This window comes from Serratia sp. HMSC15F11, assembly GCF_001808215.1.
GTDB lineage: Bacteria > Pseudomonadota > Gammaproteobacteria > Enterobacterales > Enterobacteriaceae > Serratia > Serratia nevei.
In genome coordinates, this window is sequence record NZ_KV792462.1 from 95,532 (window position 1) to 121,164 (window position 25,633).

Below are 25,633 nucleotides of genomic sequence, written 5' to 3' on the forward strand. Positions count from 1 at the left end.
CTTCAGCGCGACGGCTCAGGCCCCATCCCGCTCCGCAACCCGCGCCATCAACGCTCCCAGCAGCGCTAGGTCGATCAGCAACGCCAGCGCGAAACAGCCGCCTCTCGCGCCCGGCGCGGCGTAGGTTTGAATCAGCAAAGCGGCAACCACCACGGCGACGATGCTCACCACCGTCGCCAGCCTGCACGCCACGGCGAACGCCGTTTTCTCCCCCACCGCCGTGCGGTAGGCTACGCCCTGCCCCAGGCCGCCGAGGGCGATGCCCGCCAGCAGGGCCGGCCAATCATGGCCGCCGAACAGCATCAGCAGCGTCAATAGCCACCCCGCCGCCGCCAGCAAAAAACCGTAGCGGAGCATAGCCAGCACAGGCCGGTTCCGCAGCGGCTGCCAGCGGGCCAGCGCGGCGCCGCCGAGAAACGCCAGCACCAATGCCGTTAGCAGCATCAGCGTTGCAACGATGCCCAGCAGGCTCTCCGCCTCCAGCAGCAAAGCGCCCGCCGCGACCGGCACGCTGAGCGCCAGGGCGCTCGCCGCCGTTCCCGTGTGTTCCATGGCGCCCAGGGCGCCGTTGTTGATATAGAGGCTCATCGTTAACTCCCGACATGTGGGAATGATGAAATTAATTCATTCCCCTGTTCACATGTCGCCAGCCTATCTCTTGTATAATCGATCAGACAAACTCATAGTTTTCAGCCTTAGATGAGAATAACTCAGCCATGAGAAAAACCCGTTTGCCGCCGCTGGGCGCGCTGCGCGCCTTCCACGCCGTGGCCGGCTGCCGCAGCTTCAAACTGGCCGCCGAGGCGCTGGGCGTCAGCGCGACGGCGGTCAGCCACCAGATCAAGCTGCTGGAGTCAGTGCTGGAATGCCGGGTGTGCGAGCGCAGCGCGCAGGGCGTCAGCCTGACCGAAATCGGCGAGATCCTGTATGCCGGCACCCAGCGCGCCTTCGCCGCGCTGGAGCAGTCCGTCGCCCAAATCACCCGCGCCCGGCAGCCGCCGGCGCTGACCGTCACCACCACCTCCAATTTTCTCACCCACTGGCTGGTGCCGCGCCTGGCGGATTTCAAGGCGGAATTTCCCGCCATCGATCTGCGCCTGCATACCAGCGTCGAGCGGGTCGATCTCAGCCAGCGCACCGTGGACGTCGCCATCCGCTACCGCGAAACGCCGGAAAGCGATCTGCATTGCACCCTGCTGCATGAGGATCGCTTTATGGTGGTGGCCAGCCCGGCACTGGCACTGGAGCGCAGCGAGGATTTGCAGCGGGTAACGCTGTTTCACGTGGAACATCGGCAGGTGCCTGCCGACTCCCCGACCTGGGAAAACTGGCGGCGGCGCTATGGGCCGGAAGGGTTGAACGTGGAAGCCGGGCTGACCTTCAGCGACGAGACGCATGCGCTGCAGGCGGCGGTGGCGGGCCAGGGGGTGGTGATCGCCAGCCGGCTGCTGGCGCGCGATTTGTTGCAGCGCGGCGTGCTGGCCGCGCCGTTCGAGATGGCGTTACCCGGCGCCAACTATTACCTGGTGACCACCGAAGAAACTGCACAGCGCCCCGATATCATCGCGCTGCGCGAGTGGTTGCTGCGGCAAATGACAGCGGGCTAACGGCTGTCGGGGGCGATTTCCCCCAGGCGGATCGCCACGCCGATCGCCTGTGCGGTGGTGGCGGCACCAAGGCGTTGGCGAATGCGGCGCAGGTGGTTTTCCACCGTGCGTTCAGACAGGCCGAGCATCGCGGCGATATCCGCCTGCCGCCGGCCGATGGCGGTCCAGCTCAGCACCTCACGCTCGCGTGCCGACAGCCGGCCCTCTCCCTCGCCGGCCGCCGGTGCGAACAGCCGCCGCGCCGCCTGAAAGGCCGCCGAGCCCACCAGCGACAGCGCCAGCCGCACCGGCGGTGAAGCGTCGATACGCTCGCCCCCCAGGCTGACGGCGCCCTCCAAACCGGCCGGGCCGAACACCGGGATCTGCACGCCGTGCAGGCCCGCGCCGCGCGGCGTGCGCACAATCCGGTAGCGTTCGCCCTGCTGCGCCCGGGTCTTGGTCCAGAAAAACGGCTCGCTGACCCGCAGCATGTGCCGGGTCACCGGGCAGTGCCGCACGTAGGTCAGGGCATCGACGGCCTCGCCGTCGCCGAACCAGTCGCCCTCGACCCAATAGATATGCTCGATCCCCGCCTCCGCCGTGGCGGAAGCGGAAAACAGCACAAAGCGATCGAAGCCGAACGGCGCGGCAAAGGCGCGAACCCGCCCCTGAATGGCGGACAGGGTTCGCTCGTGGTCCATCGCCAGCGCCGTCTGGAAAGCGCGCTGCGCGATCTCGTCGCTCATCGCGCGGCGACGTCGGCCAACAGCGTCTCCGCCGCCAGCTTGCCGAGGTTGTTGGAGGCCAGCGGGCTGTCGCCGGTCAGCAGGCGCCGATCTTTATGCACCTTGCCGGTGATGTCGGCGTTGACGATCTTGACGCCCCGCTCGCGCAGGCGCTCGCCCACCAGCCAGGGCATCGGGCCGGGGATGTAGCCAATGTCGATGTTGGCGCCGGTATCGAGCGAGTCCGGGAACACGCACATCTCATAGCCGCGATAGAGGAAATCCTCTTTGCGCTCGCCGATGCCCGCCGCCAGCAGGCCCGCCGGCCCGTGGCACAGCGAAATCACGTAGCGATCGTTGTCGTGCGCCCAGTGCAGGGTCTTTTTCACCTCTTCGCTGAACGGAATATCATTCAGCACGCCGTGGCCGCCGGGGATGAAAACGCCGAGGTAGTTGCCGCCATCCAGATCCTTCACCACCTCCGTCAGCTTTTTCGGCTGCTTGAGTTGGCTACGGTACTTCTCGTAGGTGGCCTTGACCGCTTCGTCTTCCTGCGGGAACGCCCACATCTCCAGCTTCACCGGATCGCCGGACGGCGTGGCGATGTCGATCTCGAAACCGGCCAGATCCAGGTGATACATCGGCAGCAGCATCTCGACCGGGTGGTTGCCGGTGGAGAAGAACTTGCCGTTTTGCATCAGCAGGTAGCGCTCCTGCGAGGCGATCATCAGCACCTTCCACTTGCCGCCGCGATAGGCGTTCGGGTAGCTGGCGCCCGCAAAGTCGGTTTTGGACGAGGTGTACTGGCTGAGGGAGTAAGGCGATGGGAAGAACGCGTTGTCTTCCGCCACATCCGGGGTAGGATTACGATCGTTGGACACTGAATCAGTCATGATTATCTCCATATTCACCGTTACGTTGCCCTTTCAGCTTAAATAACCGCCGGCGGGGCCGCAATGAGGGATATCCCTCAAGCATCGCCCAGGCGGTGGAGATTCCGCCCGGGCGATAGGGTTAGCTGTTCACGAACGCCAGCAGATCGGCGTTGACCTGATCGGCATGGGTGGTCGGGATACCGTGTGGCGCGCCCTTATAGGTATGGAGCGTGCCGTTCTGCACCAGCTTGGCCGACAGCACGCCGGAGTCCTGATAAGGCACCACCTGATCGTCGTCGCCGTGGATCACCAGCACCGGAATGGCAATCTTCTTGAGATCCTCGGTGAAATCGGTCTGCGAGAAGGCGACGATGCCGTCGTAGTGCGCCTTGGCGCCGCCCATCATGCCCTGGCGCCACCAGTTCCAGATAATCGCCTCAGAGGGTTTGGCACCCGGACGGTTATAGCCGTAGAACGGGCCGGCGGGCACGTCGTAATAGAACTGTGCCCGGTTGGCGGCCAGCTGCGCCTGGAAATCATCGAACACCGCTTTGGGGGTGCCCTGCGGATTGGCGTCGGTTTTTACCATCAGCGGCGGCACCGCGCTGATCAGCACCGCTTTGGATACTTTGTCCTCGCCGTGGCGCACGATATAGCGCACCACTTCGCCGCCGCCCGTCGAGTGGCCCACGTGCATCGCGCCCTGCACGCCCAGGTGTTTTACCACCGCGGCGACGTCATCGGCGTAGTGGTCCATGTCGTGCCCTTCCGACACCTGGCTGGAGCGGCCGTGGCCGCGGCGATCGTGCGCAACCACGCGGAACCCTTTGTTCACGAAGAACAGCATCTGGGCATCCCAGTCATCGCTGGACAGCGGCCAGCCGTGGTGGAAGTAGATAACCTTGCCGTTTTTGGGGCCCCAATCCTTGTAGAAAATCTCGACGCCATCGCTGGTCGTTACGTAACCCATGTCGTTTCTCCCATTTACACTATGGTTAAAAAAGAAGGTTTATACTGCGCGCGGCGCCGGGATCTCTGGCTCCCTCATCCCGGTTGGCCGACGATCTTGCGTTGATCGTTTAACGAGTATAGGTTTAAAGCTCACTTTAAGGTCAAACACGATTCGGCAAACCGCATTCCCGCTTTCACTCGGCATCAGGAGAATTCAAGTGCAGGGAGATGACATCCTCATGACGATGGAGCAACGGCTTGCCGCCCAGCGCCATGCCTTCCTGCGCGACGGCGCACCGACGATCGCTCAGCGCAAGGCCGCCCTGCGCCGCCTGCGGAGCGCCATTCTGGCCCAGCGCGGTGCGCTGACGGCGGCCGTCAGCGCGGACTTCGGCCACCGCTCGCCTTACGAAACCGACATCCTGGAGATCCTGGTCACCGTGCAGGCGATCGATTATCTGCTGCGCCACCTGAAGCGCTTTATGCAGCCGGAACGCCGCCACGTCGCCCTGCCGTACCAGGCCGGGCGCGCCTACGTGCAATACCAACCTAAAGGCGTGATTGGCGTCATGGCGCCGTGGAACTATCCCTTCTCGTTGACCTTCATCCCGCTGGCCACCGCCCTGGCCGCCGGCAACCGCGTGATGCTGAAACCTTCGGAGCTCACGCCGCGCACCAGCCAACTCATCGAAACGATGTTGGCGGCGCTGTTTCCCGCCGATGAGGTCGCGGTGGTGACCGGCGGGCCGGACGTCGGGGCCGGGTTCAGCACACTGGCGTTCGATCACCTGGTGTTCACCGGCAGCACGGCGATCGGCCGCCAGATCATGCAGGCGGCCGGTAAAAATCTGGTGCCCTTGACGCTCGAGCTGGGCGGCAAAAGCCCCGCCGTCGTGGCGCCCGGCGCGCTCACCGCCAGAACCGTTAACAGCCTGGTGTTCGGCAAGCTGTCGAACGCGGGCCAAACCTGCATCGCACCCGATTACCTGTTGCTCCATCAGGACGATGTGGAAAACTTCATCGCGCTCTACGACGCGGCGGTCAAGGCGTTTTACCCTGACGGGCCGACGAGCCATGACTACGGCGCCATCATCAACGACAGGCACTACCACCGTTTGCAGGATCTGCTCACCGACGCCCTGGCGCGGGGCGCGCGGATCATTCCGGTGGGCCACCGCCCGGACTCGGCGGCGGAACGGCCGAAAACCCTCGCCCCCACGCTGATCGTCGGCGCCCCCGACGACAGCCGGATCATGCAAGAGGAGATCTTCGGGCCGCTGCTGCCGATACGCACCTACGCCGCCTTCGAAGAAGCGATCGACGTTATCAACGCCGGGCCGCGCCCGCTGGCGCTGTACTACTTTGGCGCAGGCGGCCCCCTGCAGGACAGGCTGCTGGCGCGCACCACCTCCGGCAACGTCAGCGTCAACGCCACCCTGCTGCATTTTGCCCAGGACGATCTGCCGTTCGGCGGCATCGGCCCCAGCGGCATGGGGGCCTATCACGGCATTGAAGGATTCCGGGCGCTGAGCCACGCCAAGGGCGTCTTCATCCAAAGCCGCTGGCACTTCACCGATCTGCTGCGCGCACCGTTCGGCAAGCTGGCGGACGCGGTGCTCGCGTTCATGTTGCGGCGTCGATAACGCGACGTGTTGACTATCAATAGCACATCGATGAATCGCCGCAAGCTATCACAATATTCACTCATTCCTATTTTATCTCTCCGCCGCCGCTGACTAAGCTTACCCATGTGTCACCCTCTGCCCGTTGACGGTGGGGGTGACGTAAATCGATTGAGTTCAGTTATTTAGCGCAATACCCGACGCAAGCCTGACCCGCCTGCCTTGTTAACCGCTCCACGCCCGGCGGCTGGAGCATCTTTACGGAAGCAGAGAGCGCATTATGACAACTGAAAGCAAATGCCCGTTTTCGGGCGGCAAGCAGCCCGCACCACAGAACGGCCCCACCAATCAGGATTGGTGGCCTAATCAGCTCAGCCTGAAACCGCTGCACCAGCACTCCCCCCTGTCCGATCCGATGGATAAAGACTTCAACTACGCCGATGCCTTCAACAGCCTCGATCTGGCGGCGGTCAAACAGGATCTGCACGCCCTGATGACCGACTCGCAGGCATGGTGGCCGGCGGACTTCGGCCACTACGGCGGCCTGTTCATCCGCATGGCCTGGCACAGCGCCGGCACCTACCGCATCGGCGACGGCCGCGGCGGCGCAGGCGAAGGCCAGCAGCGCTTCGCCCCGCTCAACAGCTGGCCGGACAACGTCAGCCTCGACAAGGCGCGCCGTTTGCTGTGGCCTATCAAGCAGAAATACGGCCGCAACATCTCCTGGGCCGACCTGATTATCCTGACCGGCAACGTGGCGCTGGAATCGATGGGCTTCAAAACCTTCGGCTACGCCGGCGGCCGCGCCGACACCTGGGAGCCGGACGACGTCTACTGGGGCTCTGAGAAGATCTGGCTGGAACTGAGCGGCGGGCCGAACAGCCGCTACTCGGGCGACCGTGACCTGGAAGACCCGCTGGCGGCGGTGCAGATGGGTCTGATTTACGTCAACCCGGAAGGCCCGGACGGCAATCCCGATCCGGTGGCCGCCGCGCGCGACATCCGTGAAACCTTCGCCCGCATGGCGATGAACGACGAAGAAACCGTGGCGTTGATCGCCGGCGGCCACACCTTCGGCAAGACCCACGGCGCCGGCCCGGCGTCTCACGTCGGCGCCGATCCTGAAGCGGCCGGGCTGGAGTCGCAGGGTCTCGGCTGGCACAGCACCTTCGGCACCGGCGTCGGCAAAGACGCCATCACCAGCGGCCTGGAAGTCACCTGGACCACCACCCCGACCCAGTGGAACCACGACTTCTTCCGCCACCTGTTCGAATACGAATGGGAGCTGAGCCAAAGCCCGGCCGGCGCGCACCAGTGGGTGGCGAAAGACATCGGTGAAACCATTCCCGACGCCTTCGATCCCAACAAGAAACGCCGCCCGACCATGCTGACCACCGACCTGTCGCTGCGCTTCGATCCGGCCTACGAGAAGATTTCGCGCCGCTTCTATGAGCACCCGGAAGAGCTGGCCGACGCCTTCGCCCGCGCCTGGTTCAAGCTGACCCACCGCGACATGGGGCCGCGTGCGCGCTACCTCGGCCCGGAAGTGCCGCAGGAAGAGCTGATTTGGCAGGATCCGATCCCGGCGGTCGATCATCCGCTGATCGACGAGCAGGATATCGCCGCGCTGAAAAACGCCGTGCTGGCTTCCGGCCTGTCGGTGTCGGCGCTGGTCTCCACCGCCTGGGCTTCTGCTTCCAGCTTCCGCGGCTCAGACAAGCGCGGCGGCGCCAACGGCGCGCGCATTCGCCTGACGCCGCAAAAGGACTGGGCGGTCAACCAACCTGCGCAGCTCGCCGCGACGCTGGCCAAGCTGGAGAGCATCCAACGCGCCTTCAACGATGCGCAGACCGGCGGCAAACGCGTCTCGCTGGCGGATCTGATCGTGCTGGCCGGCGCGGCGGGCGTGGAACAGGCGGCGAAGAACGCCGGTTTCACCCTGACGGTGCCGTTCGCCCCGGGCCGCATGGACGCCTCGCAGGAACAGACCGACGTGGACTCCTTCGAGGCGATGGAGCCGCTCGCCGACGGTTTCCGCAACTTCCTGAAGGGCAAATACCGCGTGCCGGCCGAAACGCTGCTGGTCGACAAGGCGCAGCTGCTGACCCTGACCGCGCCGGAAATGACGGTGCTGGTCGGCGGGCTGCGGGCGCTCGGCGCCAACGTCGGCGGCACGCAGCACGGCGTATTCACCCATCGCCCGCAGGCGCTGACCAACGACTTCTTCGTCAACCTGCTCGACATGGGCACCACCTGGCACCCGGTGGGTGAAGACGGCCTGTTCGAAGGGCGCGATCGCCGCAGCGGCGCGGTTAAATGGACCGGCACCCGCGTCGATCTGGTGTTCGGTTCGCACGCGCAGCTGCGCGCGCTGGCCGAAGTCTACGGCAGCGCCGACGGGCAAGAGAAGTTCGCCCACGACTTCGTCGCCGCCTGGAACAAAGTGATGAACCTCGATCGTTTCGATCTGGCGTAACTAAGCGACAGCACAAAGCCCGCCACGGTAAACCTGGCGGGCTTTTTAATTTGAGGGTAAAAACCGACGACACAACACATAAAAATGACTAACTGATTGATAAAATTTATAACCCCATGATAGGTTAGGCGATTAAATGTATACAAAGACAATTTAAAAATATTAAAAATCAATAAAATAGGAGTAATCATGGACGATATTAATGTTTACGGAGAAACAGGAATATTTATCATTAAAGAACAAATTTTCAGCAAAAATGGACTCCCGTCCATAGGACACTTCTCTCCTTCTGCTGTACAAATCCAGCGCTACGTCTACCAATTGCGTAAGGAACAAGAGGTTTTTTGGGAGGGGCGAAAGGTCGACTATACACAGCTCGGCATTTGGGAAAAATTTAAGATACTGATGGGCAACGACTTGGTCAGTAGAGACAAACAAGGGGGCAGCACGCTCTATTCACTGGAGTTCGCCGGATTTGAAACAAGAATAACACCTCTGGATGGAGCAAAAGCACCCCTCCCCGAATTTTTAGGAAAATCCTATAAGATTAACGTACCCACACCTTACATTTATGGCCAAGATCCTATCCCAGAGATGAAGCTCTATGGCAGGAAAGACGTCTCATTCATTATGAGCAACGGTGGACAATCAGCCCCTACTGCAATGGCAAAATACAACAAGACGACCAAGAATCTGATAATGATTCGTACTGAACTAGAAATGAAAAATTTGATGTTATCCTTGAGCAGCGCCAAGGAGCTAAAAAAATGAAGAAAACGATGCTGTTCATTAGTCTGATAGTCATTTATGGTTTTATTGGTTATTTTCTGCACATCCCAATGGCAAAGCTCTACTTTGCCGGGAAAACATTGTTTGTTTCTGACGTTGCAGCAACGGTCGTTACCCAGTTTAAGGCCGCCGGGATTTTCATTTTGTGCGGTGTCATCATCCTGACGCAGATCGTACTGACAAAAAAATCAAAATCCCTTAGACGATATGCCGTTATCTATAGCACTTGGGCGGGTATCCACTTCGTCTACCTTCTCGTCATCTTGATACTTAAGAGCAAGTTCCTAGAACCTCTCAACAAAATCCCGATGGATGCAATTGCTATTGAACAGTTTAACCTTGCTGGCCCAGCGCTTATTTCTCTGGTTTTAACCTGTTCGTCGCTATGGCTCGTCAACAAGTCAGGACAATCAGCACGCAATGTCTAAACAACCGAGAATCCTGAATAGTCTACTCAGCAGTTACAAAAAGACCTTCACCTACTCAGGTCGCGAAAGCCGTGGGCCTTATTCAATGCTGCTTTTGTGCCAGCACGTTTGGTTTCTGCTTTATCTCGCTGTTATCGCCAGCAAGATGAATGAGATTTCCATTTTCGCGCTTGCGGCGTTTTTGCTGCCTATGCTAGCGGCCAATGTGCGCCGTTTGCACGATGCGGGTTACTCCGGTGGTTGGTGCCTGACATGGTTCTGCTTCACACCCTATGTAATGCTGATCTTCGCGCTGTTCCTTCCCGCAAAGAACCTCAACAATCCTTACGACGATCGCCCAAACCTGGCGTAAGCCCCCTCAACGGCCTGCTTCGGCGAGCCATGGCTGGCGCCGCGATATTCTCTTTACCCGCTTATTCGTATTTACTCAACAAGTCATATAAAAATTTGATGGGCGGCAATTCTTTTAATGCTGTATTTATATTTAGACGGCAATGGAGACCGTAAACTCAGCTGGCTAATGCGATATATCCCATCCAGGAGAACACCGTTATGGATTATCCTCGATTCACCTCAATATGCGCCAAGGCGGGCCTTATTCTCATCGCTGCCCCTTAGCGGCTGCGGGCCCGCCTGCCAAAGGCGCCCACCGTTCTTATGCCAATAAAAAGAGAGGTTCTGCACCTGCGCGATATTCGCTTAGGCGCCAGAACGTCGCCCTTATTTAATGTTTCACGACGCACATTGCGTTTTTCGCTTTTATTTTTCAGCCGACGAGAAAGCTCATAGGAAATTACGCTTCACTCAGGAAAATAACCGCTACCTGGAGGTCATCATGCAACATATCATCGGTATTTCTTCTCGTCGGCTGAGGATATCGGCCCTTGCGCTGCTGCTCCCGGCAATGTCCTGGGCGGCCGATACGGCGTCTCTCGCCGTAGGGCCGCAATATGACACCACCCATGTCTACGTCGAACGCGGCAAGATGGATGCCTTTGTCGACAGCATCCTGAAAACCTTCGGCGGTACCAGCACCGAACGCGTGCTGGTCAACGTCACGCCCACGCCGAGCGAAACCTACTCCCAGCTGATACTGACGCCGGCCGGCAGCTTCTCGGTGTTCGATTTCAAAACGCCGATCCCGCACCCGTTCGGCACCGAGCGCAATGGTTTTCTGGTCAGGGATATGGACGCCGCCATCCACCAGGCCAGGGCCGCCGGCGCCGATGTGCAGGTCGAGCCTTTCGACGATCCCATCGGCCGCGACGCGGTGATCCAGTGGCCCGGCGGCGTCAACATGCAGCTCTATTGGCACACCAAGGCGCCTGACTACAAGCCGCTGCTGAGCGTGCCGGAAAACCGCCTGTATCTCTCCGCCTACCGCGTCGACGATTTCCTGAAAAGCTACCAGGCGTTCTCGCACGGCAAGGTCGTGAGCGACGAACGGGTCAGCGATACGGCGATCGGCCGCAGCGACAACGGCAAGATCCGTCAGATCGAACTGGACTCCCGCTTCGGCAAAACGCGCATTTTCGTCACCGACGGGCATCTGCCTTATCCGTTCGGCCATGAGCGCACCGGCTATGGCGTCGACGATCTGCCGGCCACGCTGGCCAAAGCGACAGCCAGCGGCGCGCAGGTGCTGTGGCGTTCGACGGCGGCGGAGCGCCGCGCCTCGGCGCTGGTGCGTTTCCCCGGCGGCTACATCGCCGAAATTCACCAGGCGGCTAAATAAACCCAAGGCGCGCTGCGGCGCGCTTTTTTCTTCGGATATCCATGATGAAACGCACGCTACCCGCACTGTTGCTGTTCTCCACGCTCCCCGCCCTGGCGGCGGAGCCCGCCGCGTCCCCCTGGAAAAACATCCCGTTGGACGATGCGGCCACCCTGTCTTTCGACGGTTCACTGCGCGAGCGCTATGAATGGACGGATCAACGGGATCTGAGCGGCGGACGCGACGATACCTTCATGCAGCGCTTGCTGGTTGGCGCGCGCCTCGACTACGGCGACTATTTCGGCGCCTATGTGCAGGTGGGATCGTCACTGGCCACGCCGCGCGACCGTGGGCGCAAGCCGACCGACGAAGATCATGCCTACCTCGGCCAAGGCTATGTGGACTTAAAACTGCCCACCGCCTACGGCCTCGGCACCCTGCGGGTCGGCCGCCAGGAGATTGCGCTGGGTTCGCTGCACCTGATGGGCACCCGCGACGGCCCCAACGTGCGCCGTTCTTTCGACGCCGTCCGCGCCAGCTGGGCCAAGGATAAAAACCGCCTCGACGCCTTTATCGGCCATCCCGTCACCCTTAAAACCGGCAGTTTCGACGACGATACCGACAACAGCCAAAAGGTGTGGGGGCTGTACGGCACCACGCCGCTGGCCGCGCTGGCTTCCTCGCTCGATCTCTACACCTTCGGCTTTGAGGATAGCGATGCCCACTACGCGCAGCTCAGCGGGCAAGAGCGGCGTTATACCGTCGGCGCGCGCATTTTCGGCGCGGCGCAGGGATTCGACTGGGACAACGAGGCCGCCTGGCAGTTCGGCAGCGCAGAACAGCGCGACATCCGCGCCTGGTCGGCGTCGGCGCACGCCGGGTATACGGTGAGCGACTGGCGCTGGCAACCGCGCTTCGGCGGCAAAATTGGCATCGCCAGCGGCGATAAAAACGGTCGCGATGGGCAGCTCAATACCTTTAACGCCATGTACCCCAAGCTGCCCTACCTGACCGAGAACGGGCTGGTGGCGCCGGCTAACCTGATCGCCATCCACCCTTCGGTCACGATTACGCCTTGGCAAACCCTGTCCATCGATTTCAGCTGGGACGCGTTGTGGCGACAACGTCGCGAGGATGCCTTCTACCTCGGGCCGATGCGCCCGGTGAAAGGCAGCGAGCAAGGCTCGCGCTTTATCGGCAATCAGTATCAGGTCGAAACCACCTGGACACCGCGCAGCGATCTTCAGTTCAAGGTGGCCTATGTCTACTTCGACGTCGGCCACAGCCTGCAACAGCATGCCGGGCTGAAAAACATGAACTTCGTGCTGGCGCAGGGCACCTACAGCTTTTAACGCCAGGCCAAGAAAAAGGGCGCCGAATCTGGCGCCCCGTCTCCCTTACAGCGCTTCCAGCTCCGCCGCCAGGGTGGCGACCAGCTCCGCCGCCGGCATCGGCCGTGCCAGGCCCACGCCCTGCCCGGCCCACAGCGACATAAACTCTCCGCGACCGGCCTTGGCCGCCGCCTGGCGGATATCGCCGGTGAGCGCGTTCTGCACCGGATAAGGCAGGATCTGCGCCTCTTCCGCGCGCATCTGGCACATGAAATCATTGACGATACCGCGCGCCGGGCGGCCGCTGAAGGCGCGCGTCAGGCGCGTGCTGTCATCACCGGCGTTGCGCAGCGCCGCCCGCCAGGCTTCGGCGATGCCCGACTCCGGGCTGCACAGGAACGCGGTGCCCAGCTGCGCCGCCTGCGCGCCCAGCAAGCGCGCCGCCGCGATGCCGCGCCCGTTCATGATGCCGCCTGCGGCGATCACCGGGATCTTCACCGCCGCCACCACCTGCGGCAGCAGGGCCATCAGGCCGACGCAGGATTGCTCGATGTCGCCGAGGAAGGTCGGGCGGTGCCCGCCCGCCTCCGAGCCCGAGACGCAAACGAAGTCGGCACCCGCCTCTTCCCAGGCGCGGGCTTCCGCCACCGTGGTGGCGGTGCCGATCACCCGCGAGCCGGCCTTCTTGAACTGCGTAACCGTGGCGCGCGGCAGCACGCCGAAGGTGAAGCTGGCCACCGGCGGCGCAGCCTCCAGCAAGGCCGCGATCTGGTCACGGTTGTTTTCGGCAAATTGGGTGGGGATCGGCGGCTCGCTCAGCCCCAGCGCTTCGCGGAACGGCCGCAGCAGGTGCTGGGCGCGCTTGAGCTCGGCGAGATCCGGGTGCTGCTCATCGAGCAGAAACAGATTGATGTTGAACGGCGCGGCGGTCTGCGCGCGGATCTGCTGCACCCGTTCGAGGATCACCGCCGGTGAAAACAGCGCCGCCGCGCACGAGCCCAGCGCCCCGGCGTTGCTCACCGCCACCGCCAACGCCGGCGGCGACGCGCCGTTCATCGGCCCCTGAACGATCGGATAGCGCAGCCCAAGCTCGCGGGCAAAAGCAGAAGGTGCCGTCATCAATGTGTCTCCCTGTGCTGACTACATTCGTCTTACGGCGGCCGCGCCGCCGAACCGACCAAAAGCATAGCACCTTCTCACCGCCTGGCCGTGCAGTTAATGCTTCGCCTGATGCCTGTCGAGCGACAGGAAGTGATGCACCACCGGTTTCTCCGGCCCGATGTGGAAGCGCAGCGCCTCCTGCTGCAGATCGGCGTCGGCGTGCGACACCCGCTGGTGCTGCCGCAGGTGCTCCGCCCAGGACTCCACCAGGAACCACTCCATGATGCATTCCGGATCGCCGGTGTGCTCGGTGATGCCCCAGGCGTAAGCGCCGTCGCGGCGACGCGCCCGCTCCAGCATCAGTAGCATGCGCAAGAACTGCGGCCGATCCTGTTCGCGGATGCGGTACTCCACCTGAATCATCACCGGGCCGCGATCGTTCTCAACCGGCGTGTTGACCAGCGGCTCCGGCCAATGGTTCGACGGCTGCAGATCGGCCTCGCCGGTCGGCAAGCGCAGGCGGTGGAACAGCAGCCCCGCCGCCAACAGGCCGACGCCGCCGACCAGCAGCGTGGCGGCCACGCCCAGCTCCTGTGCCACCAGCCCCCACAGCAGGCTGCCCGCCGCCATCGCGCCGTTGAACACCATCAGGTAGATGGCCAGGCCGCGGCCGCGCACCCAGTTGGGCAGCACGCCCTGCGCCGCGCCGTTGAGCGTAGTCAGCGCAATGATCCAGCCGGCGCCCAGCACCAACAGCAGTACCACCGCCAGCCACTGCGGCGGCGCCAGCGACAGGGCCGCCATCACCACGGCGGTGAGCACCGCCGCCAGCAGCACCAGCCCGTCAGCGTTGAGCCGCTGGCGCAGGCGCGGCAGCGCGATCGCCCCGAGGATCGCCCCGGCGCCTACCGCCCCCAGCAGCACGCCGTAAAAACCGGCGCTGCCGCCCAGCATGCGGCGCGCCACCAGCGGCAGCAGCGCCCAGACCGAGCTGGAGAAGGCGAAGAACACCGCTGCCCGCAGCAGCACCACGTGCAGCTCACGGCTGGAACGGGCATAGCGCAGCCCGGCGCGGAAAGCGCCGAAGAAGTGTTCCGACAGGCCGCTGTCCTCGGCCTTCGGCCGCTTCCACCACAGCAGCGCCGCGATCACCAGCACATAGCTCATCACGTCCGCGCCGTAGGCTGCGCCGGCGCCGAAGCTGGCCAGCAGCAGACCGCCGGCCGCCGGGCCGATGGAGCGGGCGATGTTAATGCCCAGCGAGTTCAGCGCCACGGCGTTTTTCAGCTCGGTGCGCGGCACCAGCTCCGGCACGATCGCCTGCCAGGTCGGCCCCATCAGCGCCGCACCGATGCCGCCGACGAAGGTCAGCGCCAGCAGGTATTCCACCGTCAACGCACCGGTCTGTGACAGCACCAGCAGGCTGCCGCTGACGCAGGCCAGCAGAATTTGCACGAAGATCAGAAAGCGCCGCCGATCGAGAATGTCCGACAGCACCCCGGCCGGGATCGCCAGCAGAAACACCGGCAGCGTGGCGGCGGTCTGCATCAGCGCCACCGCCGAGGGCTTGCTCGACAGGTCGGTGATCAGCCACGAGCTGGCGACGTCGCGCATAAAGCTGCCGACGTTGCCGAGCACCGTGGCGCCCCACAGCACCGCAAATAATGGGATTTTCAGCGGCGCGAAGCCGCCCGCCGCCGCCTTGTTTTCCGTCTGTTCAGCCATCCGCTCGCTCCTTCAAATCGTTAAATGCCACCAGCAACAGCGCGCCGGCCAGCCCGAGGTGTTCAAAAAATCCGTTCATCATCTGGCCGCGTTCCGCCCCGTCGAACTGCCAGAACGGATTGGCCATCAGCGTCGCCATCAGGGTAAAACCGGCCAGCGCCAACGCGCCGAGCCAGCGATAAAAGCCGCTCAGGATCAGCGCCGACGCCGCCAGTTCCAGCAGCGTCACCAGCACGGCGAACAGCGCCGCCGGCTGCAGGCCGAAGTGGGTCATCTCGGCAACCGCGCCTTCGACGTTCAGCGCCTTGACCAACCCGCCCTGGATGTAGGCAGCGCAAATGGCGAGCAGCAGCAGCCAGCGCACTGCGGGCGCATGCAGCCGCTGCGCGCAGCGGGCGGCGATAGCAGTCAGGTTCATCGCGCCCCCTTAGAACGGCGAATTCTGGATAAAGGCCAGCAGATCGGCGTTGAAGCGATCGGGATCGACCTGCGCCAAGCCGTGAGCGCCGCCGGCGTAAACGTTCAGCTCCGCCTGTTGCATAAGCTTAGCGGCTTTCAGCGCCGAGGCGCCGATCGGCACGATCTGATCGGCGTCGCCGTGCACCAGCAGCGTCGGCTTGTCGATCGCCAACAGATCGGCGGTGTAATCCACTTCGGAGAACGCGCTCACGCCGTCGTACTGCCCTTTCACACCGCCCTGCATGGCCATCAGCCAGAAGTGGTCGATCAGCCCCGCATTGCTCTCCACCTCGTCGCAATGGAAGCCGTAGAACGGCACCGCCAGATCTTTGAAGAACTGCGAGCGGTTGCCCGCCACGCCGCTGCGAATGCCGTCGAAGGCCGCCATGGGTGCGCCTTCCGGGTTGGCCGGCGTTTGCAGCATCAGCGGCGGCACGGCGCCCACCAGCACCACCTTCGCCACCCGATCGCTGCCGTGGCGGCCGATGTAGCGCGCCACTTCGCCGCCGCCGATGGCGTGGCCGACCAGGATCAGATCGCGCAGATCCAGCGTTTCAATCAGCAGAGCCAGATCGTCGGCGTATTGGTTAATGTCGTTACCGTGCCAGGTCTGATCCGAACGGCCGTGGCCGCGGCGATCGTGGGCGATCACCCGGAACCCGCTCTGGCCGAAAAACAGCAGCTGGTTGTCCCAGGCGTCGGCGGACAGCGGCCAACCGTGGGAGAACAGGATCGGCTGGCCGCGGCCCCAATCCTTGTAGAAAATGCGCGCGCCATCGGGCGCGGTGAGGATGCTCATGACGTGTTCCCCGCTCGGTATTGAATTGGATTTTGTACCGGGTAACAGTACGGCAGGCGCAAAAGCAGTGATAACGGAATAATTTTCGTATGATCGCGAGTTTTTTTGCTGAAGAGGCCGGCGTCACCGCCGGCGTAAAACGTCAGATGTTTTCCAGATCGATACCGCGCGTTTTCGGGCCGAACAGCCCGATCACCAGCATCACGATCAGCATGCTGGCGACGATAAACGCGATCACCCCCAGCGAGCCGCCGTACTGCAAGATAATGCCGATGATGATGCTGCTGAACACCGTCGACAGGCGGCTGAAGGAGTAGCAGAAACCGACGGCGCGGGCGCGGATGTGGGTCGGGAAGATCTCGGATTGATACGAGTGGTAGCTGTAGGTCAACCAGGCGTTGGACCAGGTGATGAAGAAACCGCACAGGATCAGCCACAGCGGGTTGTTCTGCAGCGCGAACAGCGAGCCGAAGATCACTGTTACCAGGCACGACAACACGATCTGCCACTTATTCTCCATCTTGTCGGCATAGAAGCTGCACAGCAGCGAGCCCAGCGGGTAGGCCAGCGTGATGAAGAAAGCGTAAAGCAGGCTGTGGGTGACCGAAGCGCCCTTGCCCGACAGCAGCGCCGGCAGCCAGTTGCCGAAACCGAAGAAGCCGATGGCCTGAAAGAAATTCATCACCACCAGCATCAGCGTGCGATCGCGATACTGCGGCGCCCAGATGTCGCGAAAGCGGCCGCGCAGCGGCGCACCCTCGGCATCGTCAACCGGGCGCGACGGAAAGTCCGCGGGCGCCACGCCGCAGCGCCGCTCCATATCCCGCATCACCTGCCGGGCCTGCGCATAGCGCCGCTGCTGCACCAGCCAGCGCGGCGACTCCGGTAGCCCCTTGCGCACCAACCAGATCACCAGCGAAGCCAGTGCGCCGGCGATCACCACGTAGCGCCAGCCGCTCAGGCCCCAAATGGTCTGCGGCACCAGCCACCAGGACATCAGCGCCACCGCCGGCACCGACAGGAACTGCACGAAGAACGCGAAGGCGAAAGCCCGGGTGCGCAGATGCGCGGGCACCCACTCCGTCAGGTAGGTATCGATGGTCACCAGCTCAATGCCGAGCCCGACGCCCACCAGAAAGCGCAGAAAGATCACCCACTCTGCCTGCTGTTGAAACGCCAGCAGCAACGAGAAGGCGCCATACCAGATCAGGGCGAACATAAAGGTGGCGCGGCGGCCGAAGCGATCGGCGTACGGGCTCAGCAGGCTGGCGCCGACGAACAGGCCGAGAAAGGTGGCAGAAGCGAAAGCCGCCTGGTCCGAGACGCCGAAGACGCCCTGCGCGCCGGTGTGGAAAATACCGTCGGCGATAAGACCGGTGCTGATATAGCCGGTCTGGAACAGATCGTAGAGTTCGAAAAAGCCGCCCAGCGACAGCAGAATGATAAAGCGCCACAGGCCGGCCGACGCGGGCAAGGCGTCGATTCTGGCCGCCAAATCCCGCGCATGGATCGGCGACGCCGCTACAGAGTCACTCACCGTTAACCTCGCATTAACATTTTTGATGACTTTCTATGCTAACGAAGCGGCGTCGGAGTTAAATTTTTAATTAGCAGACTATGAAAAAAAGTTAAGCATAAAACGCTGCAGCAGCCTGTTTTATCGCAGGAAAATACAGCGCGGGGTGCCGCAACGGCCCCCCGAATCGGTGGTTTAACGGCTGGGGTGCTGCTGCAGCCGTTCGCTGCGGTAGAAGTTCAGCAGGCACCAGCCGAGGGCGATCAGCGCCAGCGGCGCGGCGACGAAGCCGATGTTGCCCATGCCCAGATGCAGGCTCACCTGGTTGCCCAACAGCGCGCCGCTGCCGATGCCGAAGTTGTACAGGCCGGAGAAGATCGCCATCGCCACGTCGGTGGCGTCCGGCGCCAGGCTCAGCACTTTGGCCTGCATCGACAGGCCGATGGCCATGATCGCCATACCCCAGAAAATGCACAGCACGGTCAGGTGGCTTTCGCTGCCGGCGGCCGGCAACAGCAGCACCAGGCTCAACGTCAGCAGCGCGATGGCGCCGATAAAGAAGCCGGAAGGAAAACGCTCGCTGTAGCGGCTGAACAGTAAGCTGCCGACGATGCCGGCGGCGCCGAACAGCAGCAGCATCAGCGTGGTGAAGTTCTCCGACAGCCCGGCCACGGTCTGGATAAACGGCTCGATGTAACTGTAGGCGGTGAAGTGCGCCGTCACCACGATGACGGTCAGCATGTACAGCGCCAACAGCGCCGGGCGTTTGAACAGCAGCGGCACGCTGGCCAGCGAACCGGAGTGCTCGCTTTTCAGCACCGGCAGCAGGCGCCACAGCAGCACCAGCGCCAGGGTGGCGCACACCGCGATGCCGATAAAGGTCATGCGCCAGCCGAGCAGCTGCCCCACCACCCGCCCGAGCGGCAGGCCGAGCACCATCGCCAGCGCGGTGCCGCCCGCCAGCAGGCTCAGCGCCTGGGCTTTCTTGCCTGGCGGCGCCACGCGGATCGCCAGCGAGGCGGTGATCGACCAGAACACCGAGTGCGCCAGCGCCACGCCGGCGCGCGAGATGACCAGCGTGGTGAAGTTCCAGGCCACGGCGGTCAGCACGTGGCTGGCGATAAACAGCATGAACACGCCGATCAGCAGCTTGCGGCGCTCGATTTTGCTGGTCAGCAGCATGCACGCCAACGAGGCGGCGGCGACGATCCAGGCGTAGATGGTGATGATCAGGCCGACCTGCTCGGTTTGCATCGAGAAGCTGGCGGCGATGTCGCTCAGCAGACCGACCGGAATAAATTCGGTGGTGTTGAAGATAAAGGCCGAGACGGCGAGGATAACCACGCGCAACCAGGCGGTTGAGCGCGAAACGGCAGCGTGTTCCATGGTAAACAAAATCCGGACAGGTGCGGGCAAGTAGCGATATTTTAACCAACCGGCCCGCTAAATGCGATACGCGTCACACTTTAATTGTGTGGTTTTATTCGCCGCATTTCGACACATTCGCAGACACACAGTTGCACAAATGCTGTGCTAATCTATTGAAGCGTACCAATTTTTCCTGCCGCTCTTCCCCTCCGGCCGCCGCAGACGACGCGCCGCGCCGAAGAGCCGCGCGCAGTGTCCATTTGGCGTTTTCTGAGGCGAGGTCATTATGTCCGCGATTTATGATTGGTCCGTGCTCGCATTGCGCAATGTTTACGATCGCCGCATTCAGGGCAAGCCGGTGCTCGACAGCGCCGCGCTGTTCCCCGACGCCGAACGTTTCACCGCCCAATGGCGGCAGATCCGCGAGGAGGCGCTGACCGTCGCCCACGATCTGCACAATATTCCCCGTTTTCACGAGATCATGATCCAGCAGGAATCGATCTCCGCCAACGACGCGCGCGACTGGCGCATGTTCATCATGAAGGCCTACGGCCAGCCGATCGCCCGCAACCTGGCACGCTGCCCGACGCTGGCGGCGCTGATCGCCTCGTCGCCGGACGTGCTGTCCGCCTCGCTCTCCTTCCTGGCGCCCGGTAAACAGGTGCCGCCCCACCGCGGGCCGTTCCGCGGCATTCTGCGCGGCTATCTGGTGCTGGACATGCCCAAACGCGCCGACGGGGTGCCGGCGGCGGTGCTGAAAGTGGACGGCCGCGAATACCGGCTGCACGAGGGGGAGTTCATGCTGTGGGACGATACCTTCGAACACGAGGTGTGGAACGACAGCGCGCAGGTGCGCACCGTGCTGCTGCTGGACATCCGCCGCCGCGACATACCCGGCGGGCTGCGGCTGCTCTCCAGCGCCATCATCGCCCTGGTGCGGCTGAACGTGCGCTGGATGCAGCGCCAGTTCTAAGTCCGGCGCTCAGGCGACTAACCGTCCTGCGAGGTCGGGCATTGCTGCGCCAGCCACTGCTCGGCGGTGGTGGTGGCTATACCCTGGCGCGCATTGAAGGTCTTCGCCTTATCCCAGGCCACGCCGTCGGGCCGGGCGAAAGCCAGCCGGTATTTGGCGCCGACGTCACGCGGATGGTTCAGCACCTCCTCCTGCAGCCGCTCTTTGTTCAACAGGACTCTGTTGACCTCAACGCCCCAGTGCGCCTGCATGACATCGGCAAGCTCGCGGTAGGTCAACGTGTCCCCGGCGATATAGACCACCTGGTTGCGAAACGCGGGCCGATGGAAAAAAATCGCGGCCGTCAGCCGGCCAATGTCCTCGGGGGTGGTCAGCGTCACCGCGTAACGCCAGTCGCCCAACGCGCGCACCGTTTTGGTGGCCGCGTCCACCACGCCAAAACCCGAGTCAAACAGGTAGCTGGTGAAAATGCCCGTGGAAACAATCACCCACTCCGTCGCCTTCTGCGCACGCAGCAGGTGGCGCACTTCGAGCTGTTCATCCCACACCTGTTGCCCGCTGCCTGTACCGACAACATCGTAGTCCACGCCGAACTGCCACGGGAAATAACGCGCCACGCCCGCCTGCAAAACGGCCTGGGTGATCTTTATCTGCGTGCCCGCCCCGCCGACAAAGCCGCTGCAGTTGATCACCGCGTCAAAGCCGCGCAGCAGCGTACTCAGCTCATCCACGCTGTTTTGCTGCAGATCGCCTTCCACCACGGCGATACCGAGCCGCGCCAGCGCATCCCGCCGCGCGCGATGCGGGCCGGTGACGGCGCGGGCAGCCTCCGGCCGCAGCAGCACGCTGATATTTAAAGCGTGGTGTAACCGGGCCTGCCGGCTCATCGCGCGCAATACCGGCAGCCCCAGTTCACCGGCGCCGAGTATGAGCACGGTATTGATGGATGGATTTGTGGATTTCATTCTTGCCTCCTGTCTTGACACTGCGCCATCCTGACAGCTGACAAAAACGGGTTCAATTAGGTACACGCGTGATACCGGAGAGGAATATGGCGAACGATCGGGAAACGCTGCTGCAATTTTCGCAGGCGTTCTGTGAAGAATTGAGCAACGACGATGAAGGGTTGAAGCGTGAGATCCTCGCGCATGCGGGCAACCGTTGGTCGCTGGGGGTATTGCATATCCTGGGCACCCACGGGCCGCTGCGCCACGGCGAGATAGGCCGCCAATTAGCGGGCGTGACGCAGAGAATGCTGACGCGGACGCTGCGCCATCTCGAACGGGACGGGCTGATATCGCGCTGCGATTATCAGGAAAAGCTGCCCCGCGTGGTTTACACCATCACCGACGCGGGGAAAGAGATGCTGCTCAACATGCTGCCGCTCTGGTCGTGGATTATCGCCTCCGCCGACGCCTTCAGGGCGGCCCGCTCACGCTACGATGATCAAGAACGAAGCGCCGCCGAGGGATGAACGCGGGCCTCCCTGCCCGTGGGGCGGCGCTCAACCGCCGCCCAGATAGGCCTTTCTTACCTCCGGATCGTTCAACAGCTCCTGCCCGCTGCCGGTGAGGCGGATCTGGCCGTTGACCATCACATAGCCGCGATCGGACAGCTTCAGCGCATGGTTGGCGTTCTGCTCCACCAGAAACAGCGTCATGCCGCTGCGGGTCAGCTCGCGCAGCACGCCGAAGATCTGCCGCACCACGATCGGCGCCAGCCCCAGGCTCGGCTCGTCCAGCAGCAGCAGCTTCGGCCGGCTCATCAGCGCGCGGGCGATCGCCAGCATCTGCTGCTCGCCGCCGGACAGGGTCATCGCCCGCTGGTTGCGCCGCTCCTTGAGGCGCGGAAACAGCTCGAACATGCGCGGCAAATCCTCTTCCAGATAGCGGTTGCCGACGGTGATGGTGCCCATCAGCAGGTTCTCCTCCACGCTCATGTCCGGAAAGATGCGCCGCCCCTCCGGCGCCTGCGCGATGCCGCCGGCCGCCACGTAGTGCGTGGAGCGGCGGCTGATGTCCTCGCCGCCAAACAGGATCTGCCCGCCGGCGATGCGCGGCTGGCCGAAGATTGACATCAACAGCGTGGATTTGCCCGCGCCGTTGGCGCCGATCAGCGCCACCGTCTCCCCAGCGTTGACCTGCAGTGACACCTGGCACAGCGCCTGGATCGGCCCGTAAAACACGTCCACTTCGCGAAATTCCAGCATCGCTTCGCTCATCCCGCCAGCTCCTCTTCGTCCGCGCCCAGGTAGGCGGCGATCACCGCCTCATTGTGCTGGATCTCCTGCGGCGTGCCGCGGGCGATCACGTCGCCGTGATCGAGCACGATCACCCGATCGGAGATCTCCATCACCATGCCCATGTCATGCTCGATCAGCAGCACCGTGATGCCGTGATGCTGGCGCAGAAAACGGATGATGCGGCTCAGCGTAGCCGTTTCCACCGGGTTCAGCCCGGCGGCCGGCTCGTCGAGGCAGATCATCTCCGGCGCGGTGCACATGGCGCGCGCGATCTCCAGCCGCCGCTGCTGGCCATAGGACATCTCCCCCGCCAGCCGGTTGGCGCAGTCCACCAGATCCACCACCTCCAGCCAGTAGAAAGCGTGATCCAGCGCGGCGCTCTCCGCCCGGCGGTAGCCCGGCGTGTTCAGCACCCCGGCGATCAGGTTGCGGTTGCTCTGCATGTGCTGCGCCACCAGCAGGTTCTCCACCACCGACATTTCACGGAACAGGCGGATATTCTGGAAGGTGCGCGCCAGCCCGGCGCGGTTGACCAGATGGGTGCCGCCGAACATCTTGTAATAGAGGCGCGAGCCGAACCGCTTCGGGCGTATCCAGTCGCCGGCGCGAAACTTCTGCCCCAGCACCTGGATCACGTCGGTCGGCCGCTTGTGGGTATTGAGCAGGATCGCGCCGCCGCTGGCGCGGTAAAAACCGGTCAGGCAGTTGAACACCGTGGTCTTGCCGGCGCCGTTGGGGCCAATCAGGGCGGTGATGGAGCCGCGCTCCACCTCCAAATTGACGTCGTTCAGCGCCTTGATGCCGCCAAAGCGCATCATCAGGTGCTCCACCCGTAAAATGGCGTCGCTCATGGCGCCACCCCCTTGCGTTCGGCGAAGCTGGCGCGGCTGATGCGCACCAGCCCGCGCGGCCGCCAGATCATCATCGCCACCATCAGCACGCCGAACAGCAGCACCCGGTATTCGGCGAAACTGCGCAGCAGCTCCGGCGCCACCGTCAGCACGAAGGCCGCCAGCACCACGCCGAGGGTGGAGCCCATGCCGCCCAGCACCACGATCGCCAGGATCAGCGCCGACTCGAAGAAGGTGAACGAGGTCGGGTTGACGAAGCCCTGATAGGTGGCGAAAAATACCCCCGCCAGCCCGGCGGTGGAGGCGCCCAGCATAAACGCCGACAGCTTCACCAGCACGTGATTGAGCCCGAGAGAGCGGCAGGCTATCTCATCCTCGCGCAGCGCCTCCCAGGCGCGGCCGATCGGCATGCGCGTCAGCCGGTGCTTGATGTACAGCACCAGCAGCACCACCAAAAACAGCACCGCATAGATGAAAATGAACTTGAGGTTGGGGTTGTAATCGATGCCGAGAAATTTGTGGATCGGCACCCCGCCGTCTTTGGCGCGGCGGCCGAACTCCAGGCCGAACACCGTCGGCGCCGGCACCGAGACGCCGTTCGGCCCGCCGGTGAGCGACATCCAGTTGTTCAGCACCAGCCGGATGATCTCGCCGAACCCGAGCGTAACGATGGCGAGATAGTCGCCGTGCATGCGCAGCACCGGAAAGCCCAGCAGCGCGCCGGCCAACGCCGCCATCAGCGCCCCCAGCGGCAGCATCGCCCAAAAACCGAGCCCGAGATACTGGTAGCCCAACGCCAGTCCGTAGGCACCGATGGCGTAAAACGCCACGTACCCCAGATCGAGCAGCCCCGCCAGGCCGACCACGATGTTCAGCCCCAGGCCGAGCAGCACGTAGATCAGGCCGAGGATCGCCACCGTCAGCAGGTATTTGGTGGCGACGAACGGGAACAGCAGCGCGATCGCCGCCATCAGCGGCAGGATCCAGCGCAGGTTGGATTTATAGCCCAGCGGCCGCACGTAAACGCCGTCGTTGCCACCGTCGAAGCGCGCCAACACCCTGCGCCCCGGCGCGGTTTGCAGGAACAGGCTCAGCAGCAGCCGCCCGGCCATCACCGCGACGATAATCCACACCAGCCGGTGCGGCTCGAAGTTGAAGCTGTAGCCGTTCAGCACGATGCCGACGATCGGCCCGAACACGATCAGGGCGATCAGCCCGGCCAAGACGGCGTCCAGCAGGCTGCGTTTAACGTCCAGCCCGCCGTTGATCACGGATTGCGACATGGCGTTCTCCTTAAACCTTGGCGATCAGCGGCCGGCCGAGCAGGCCCTGCGGACGGAAGATCAGGATCGCCACCAGCAACCCGAAGGAGAACACGTCCTTGTAATCCGAGTTCACCATGCCGGCGAACTGCGCCTCCGCCACGCCGAGCAGCAGCCCGCCCAGCATCGCGCCCGGCAGCGAGCCGATGCCGCCCAGCACCGCGGCGGTGAAGGCCTTGATGCCGATGATAAAGCCGACGTAAAAATCGAAGGTGCCGTAGTTCATGGTGATCAGCACCCCGGCCAGCCCGGCCATGGCGGCGCCGATCACGAACACCAGCGAGATCACCCGATCGGTATTGATGCCGAGAATCGAGGCCATTTTGCGATCCTGCTGGGTGGCGCGGCAGATGCGCCCCAGCCGGGTGCGCTGAATGATGTAGGTAAGGATCGCCATGCCGAGCAGCGACGCCACCAAAATAAACACCTTGGTGTAAGTGATCTGCACCACGCCGCCGTCGAACTCCAGGCGGAACACACCGCTCAGCAGCGTCGGGATGCCCTGCTGGCGCGGCCCCTGGCTGATCTGCGCGTAGTTTTGCAGGATTAACGACATGCCGATGGCGGAGATCAAGGGCGCCAGGCGGGTGGAGTTGCGCAGCGGCCTGTAGGCGATGCGCTCGATCACCCAGCCGTACACCCCGGTGATGACGATGGTGAGCACCAGCGTGCCGAGGATCAGCAGCGGGAACGAGTGCAGCCCGAAGAACGACAGCAGCGCCAAGCCGATGGCGCACAGGTAGACGGAAATCATGTACACCTCGCCGTGGGCGAAGTTGA

25 protein-coding genes and 1 pseudogene are annotated in these 25,633 nt (G+C 63.2%); 11 read left to right on the top strand and 15 right to left on the bottom strand.

The window, feature by feature from the left end; all coding sequences use genetic code 11:
* Positions 1–15: 15 nt before the first annotated feature.
* Complete coding sequence (locus HMPREF3138_RS12900) at positions 16–588, bottom strand: hypothetical protein (protein ID WP_038877967.1); 573 nt, start codon at positions 586–588, stop codon at positions 16–18.
* A 12-nt stretch (positions 589–600) separates the two neighbouring features.
* Here HMPREF3138_RS12900 and HMPREF3138_RS27475 point away from each other — a divergent pair.
* Positions 601–666, top strand: a pseudogene (locus HMPREF3138_RS27475) (SWIM zinc finger family protein); the annotation flags it as partial.
* A gap of 50 nt (positions 667–716) precedes the next feature.
* Positions 717–1,607 (top strand): LysR substrate-binding domain-containing protein, encoded by an 891-nt coding sequence (locus HMPREF3138_RS12905; RefSeq protein ID WP_038877965.1) that lies wholly within the window; start codon positions 717–719, stop codon positions 1,605–1,607.
* Here HMPREF3138_RS12905 and HMPREF3138_RS12910 read toward each other — a convergent pair.
* The 3 genes from HMPREF3138_RS12910 to HMPREF3138_RS12920 all read right to left on the bottom strand — a co-directional run bounded on the left by HMPREF3138_RS12910 (position 1,604) and on the right by HMPREF3138_RS12920 (position 4,156).
* Positions 1,604–2,332: a PA1136 family autoinducer-binding transcriptional regulator gene (locus HMPREF3138_RS12910; protein WP_038877963.1), complete on the bottom strand. Its 729-nt coding sequence runs from the start codon at positions 2,330–2,332 to the stop codon at positions 1,604–1,606. The two genes, HMPREF3138_RS12905 and HMPREF3138_RS12910, sit on opposite strands and share 4 nt — an antisense overlap.
* Positions 2,329–3,204, bottom strand: coding sequence for a glyoxalase III HchA (gene hchA / locus HMPREF3138_RS12915; protein WP_038877961.1), 876 nt, complete (start codon positions 3,202–3,204; stop codon positions 2,329–2,331). The genes HMPREF3138_RS12910 and hchA overlap by 4 nt, the downstream gene beginning before the upstream one ends.
* A 121-nt stretch (positions 3,205–3,325) precedes the next feature.
* The gene (locus tag HMPREF3138_RS12920; RefSeq protein ID WP_038877959.1) at positions 3,326–4,156 is read right to left on the bottom strand and encodes an alpha/beta fold hydrolase; all 831 of its coding nucleotides are present in this window, start codon (positions 4,154–4,156) and stop codon (positions 3,326–3,328) included.
* Between the two features lie 199 nt (positions 4,157–4,355).
* Here HMPREF3138_RS12920 and HMPREF3138_RS12925 point away from each other — a divergent pair, with 199 nt between their 5' ends.
* From HMPREF3138_RS12925 to HMPREF3138_RS12955, 7 genes are all read left to right on the top strand, one after another.
* A complete protein-coding gene (locus HMPREF3138_RS12925; RefSeq protein ID WP_223294890.1) occupies positions 4,356–5,780 on the top strand; it encodes a coniferyl aldehyde dehydrogenase in 1,425 nt (474 codons plus the stop codon).
* Between the two features lie 259 nt (positions 5,781–6,039).
* Positions 6,040–8,235 (top strand): catalase/peroxidase HPI, encoded by a 2,196-nt coding sequence (katG, locus tag HMPREF3138_RS12930; RefSeq protein WP_038877955.1) that lies wholly within the window; start codon positions 6,040–6,042, stop codon positions 8,233–8,235.
* 189 nt (positions 8,236–8,424) lie between these two features.
* Positions 8,425–9,006: a hypothetical protein gene (locus HMPREF3138_RS12935; RefSeq protein WP_049193805.1), complete on the top strand. Its 582-nt coding sequence runs from the start codon at positions 8,425–8,427 to the stop codon at positions 9,004–9,006.
* Positions 9,003–9,452, top strand: coding sequence for a hypothetical protein (locus HMPREF3138_RS12940; protein WP_038877953.1), 450 nt, complete (start codon positions 9,003–9,005; stop codon positions 9,450–9,452). Before HMPREF3138_RS12935 ends, HMPREF3138_RS12940 begins: the two co-directional genes overlap by 4 nt.
* Positions 9,445–9,804 carry a DUF805 domain-containing protein gene (locus HMPREF3138_RS12945; protein ID WP_049193807.1) on the top strand — a complete coding sequence of 120 codons (360 nt, stop codon included), beginning with the start codon at positions 9,445–9,447 and terminating at the stop codon, positions 9,802–9,804. Before HMPREF3138_RS12940 ends, HMPREF3138_RS12945 begins: the two co-directional genes overlap by 8 nt.
* A 483-nt stretch (positions 9,805–10,287) precedes the next feature.
* On the top strand, positions 10,288–11,187 hold the full coding sequence (locus tag HMPREF3138_RS12950) for a VOC family protein (RefSeq protein WP_038877951.1): 900 nt from the start codon (positions 10,288–10,290) through the stop codon (positions 11,185–11,187).
* Positions 11,188–11,228: 41 nt separating this feature from the next.
* Positions 11,229–12,518, top strand: a complete 1,290-nt coding sequence (locus HMPREF3138_RS12955) for an alginate export family protein (protein WP_038877949.1) — start codon at positions 11,229–11,231, stop codon at positions 12,516–12,518.
* A gap of 45 nt (positions 12,519–12,563) precedes the next feature.
* On the opposite strand, the gene HMPREF3138_RS12960 is transcribed toward HMPREF3138_RS12955, so the two are convergent.
* From HMPREF3138_RS12960 to HMPREF3138_RS12985, 6 genes are all read right to left on the bottom strand, one after another.
* Positions 12,564–13,616 (bottom strand): NAD(P)H-dependent flavin oxidoreductase, encoded by a 1,053-nt coding sequence (locus HMPREF3138_RS12960; RefSeq protein ID WP_038877945.1) that lies wholly within the window; start codon positions 13,614–13,616, stop codon positions 12,564–12,566.
* A gap of 96 nt (positions 13,617–13,712) precedes the next feature.
* Positions 13,713–15,323 carry an MFS transporter gene (locus HMPREF3138_RS12965; protein ID WP_038877943.1) on the bottom strand — a complete coding sequence of 537 codons (1,611 nt, stop codon included), beginning with the start codon at positions 15,321–15,323 and terminating at the stop codon, positions 13,713–13,715.
* Entirely contained in the window at positions 15,316–15,741 is a 426-nt protein-coding gene (locus tag HMPREF3138_RS12970) for a DoxX family protein (RefSeq protein WP_038877941.1), read from the bottom strand. The genes HMPREF3138_RS12965 and HMPREF3138_RS12970 overlap by 8 nt, the downstream gene beginning before the upstream one ends.
* 9 nt (positions 15,742–15,750) lie before the next feature.
* A complete protein-coding gene (locus HMPREF3138_RS12975; RefSeq protein ID WP_038877939.1) occupies positions 15,751–16,581 on the bottom strand; it encodes an alpha/beta fold hydrolase in 831 nt (276 codons plus the stop codon).
* 142 nt (positions 16,582–16,723) lie between these two features.
* Positions 16,724–18,118, bottom strand: coding sequence for an MFS transporter (locus tag HMPREF3138_RS12980; RefSeq protein ID WP_174135406.1), 1,395 nt, complete (start codon positions 18,116–18,118; stop codon positions 16,724–16,726).
* Between the two features lie 174 nt (positions 18,119–18,292).
* Complete coding sequence (locus HMPREF3138_RS12985) at positions 18,293–19,483, bottom strand: sugar transporter (RefSeq protein ID WP_038877935.1); 1,191 nt, start codon at positions 19,481–19,483, stop codon at positions 18,293–18,295.
* A gap of 268 nt (positions 19,484–19,751) precedes the next feature.
* On the opposite strand from HMPREF3138_RS12985, the gene HMPREF3138_RS12990 reads away from it, so the two are divergent.
* Positions 19,752–20,438 (top strand): aspartyl/asparaginyl beta-hydroxylase domain-containing protein, encoded by a 687-nt coding sequence (locus HMPREF3138_RS12990; protein ID WP_038877933.1) that lies wholly within the window; start codon positions 19,752–19,754, stop codon positions 20,436–20,438.
* A gap of 17 nt (positions 20,439–20,455) precedes the next feature.
* Here HMPREF3138_RS12990 and HMPREF3138_RS12995 read toward each other — a convergent pair whose 3' ends face one another.
* Positions 20,456–21,403, bottom strand: coding sequence for an aromatic alcohol reductase (locus HMPREF3138_RS12995; protein ID WP_038877931.1), 948 nt, complete (start codon positions 21,401–21,403; stop codon positions 20,456–20,458).
* A gap of 86 nt (positions 21,404–21,489) precedes the next feature.
* On the opposite strand from HMPREF3138_RS12995, the gene HMPREF3138_RS13000 reads away from it, so the two are divergent.
* Positions 21,490–21,912, top strand: coding sequence for a winged helix-turn-helix transcriptional regulator (locus HMPREF3138_RS13000; RefSeq protein WP_038877929.1), 423 nt, complete (start codon positions 21,490–21,492; stop codon positions 21,910–21,912).
* Positions 21,913–21,942: 30 nt separating this feature from the next.
* On the opposite strand, the gene HMPREF3138_RS13005 is transcribed toward HMPREF3138_RS13000, so the two are convergent.
* The 4 genes from HMPREF3138_RS13005 to HMPREF3138_RS13020 form a co-directional block, all read right to left on the bottom strand.
* Entirely contained in the window at positions 21,943–22,659 is a 717-nt protein-coding gene (locus HMPREF3138_RS13005) for an ABC transporter ATP-binding protein (RefSeq protein ID WP_038877927.1), read from the bottom strand.
* On the bottom strand, positions 22,656–23,531 hold the full coding sequence (locus tag HMPREF3138_RS13010; protein WP_038877925.1) for an ABC transporter ATP-binding protein: 876 nt from the start codon (positions 23,529–23,531) through the stop codon (positions 22,656–22,658). Before HMPREF3138_RS13010 ends, HMPREF3138_RS13005 begins: the two co-directional genes overlap by 4 nt.
* Entirely contained in the window at positions 23,528–24,814 is a 1,287-nt protein-coding gene (gene livM, locus HMPREF3138_RS13015) for a high-affinity branched-chain amino acid ABC transporter permease LivM (protein WP_038877923.1), read from the bottom strand. Before livM ends, HMPREF3138_RS13010 begins: the two co-directional genes overlap by 4 nt.
* Before the next feature lie 10 nt (positions 24,815–24,824).
* On the bottom strand, positions 24,825–25,633 hold an 809-nt coding region (locus tag HMPREF3138_RS13020), incomplete at its 5' end, for an ABC transporter permease subunit (RefSeq protein ID WP_246828726.1).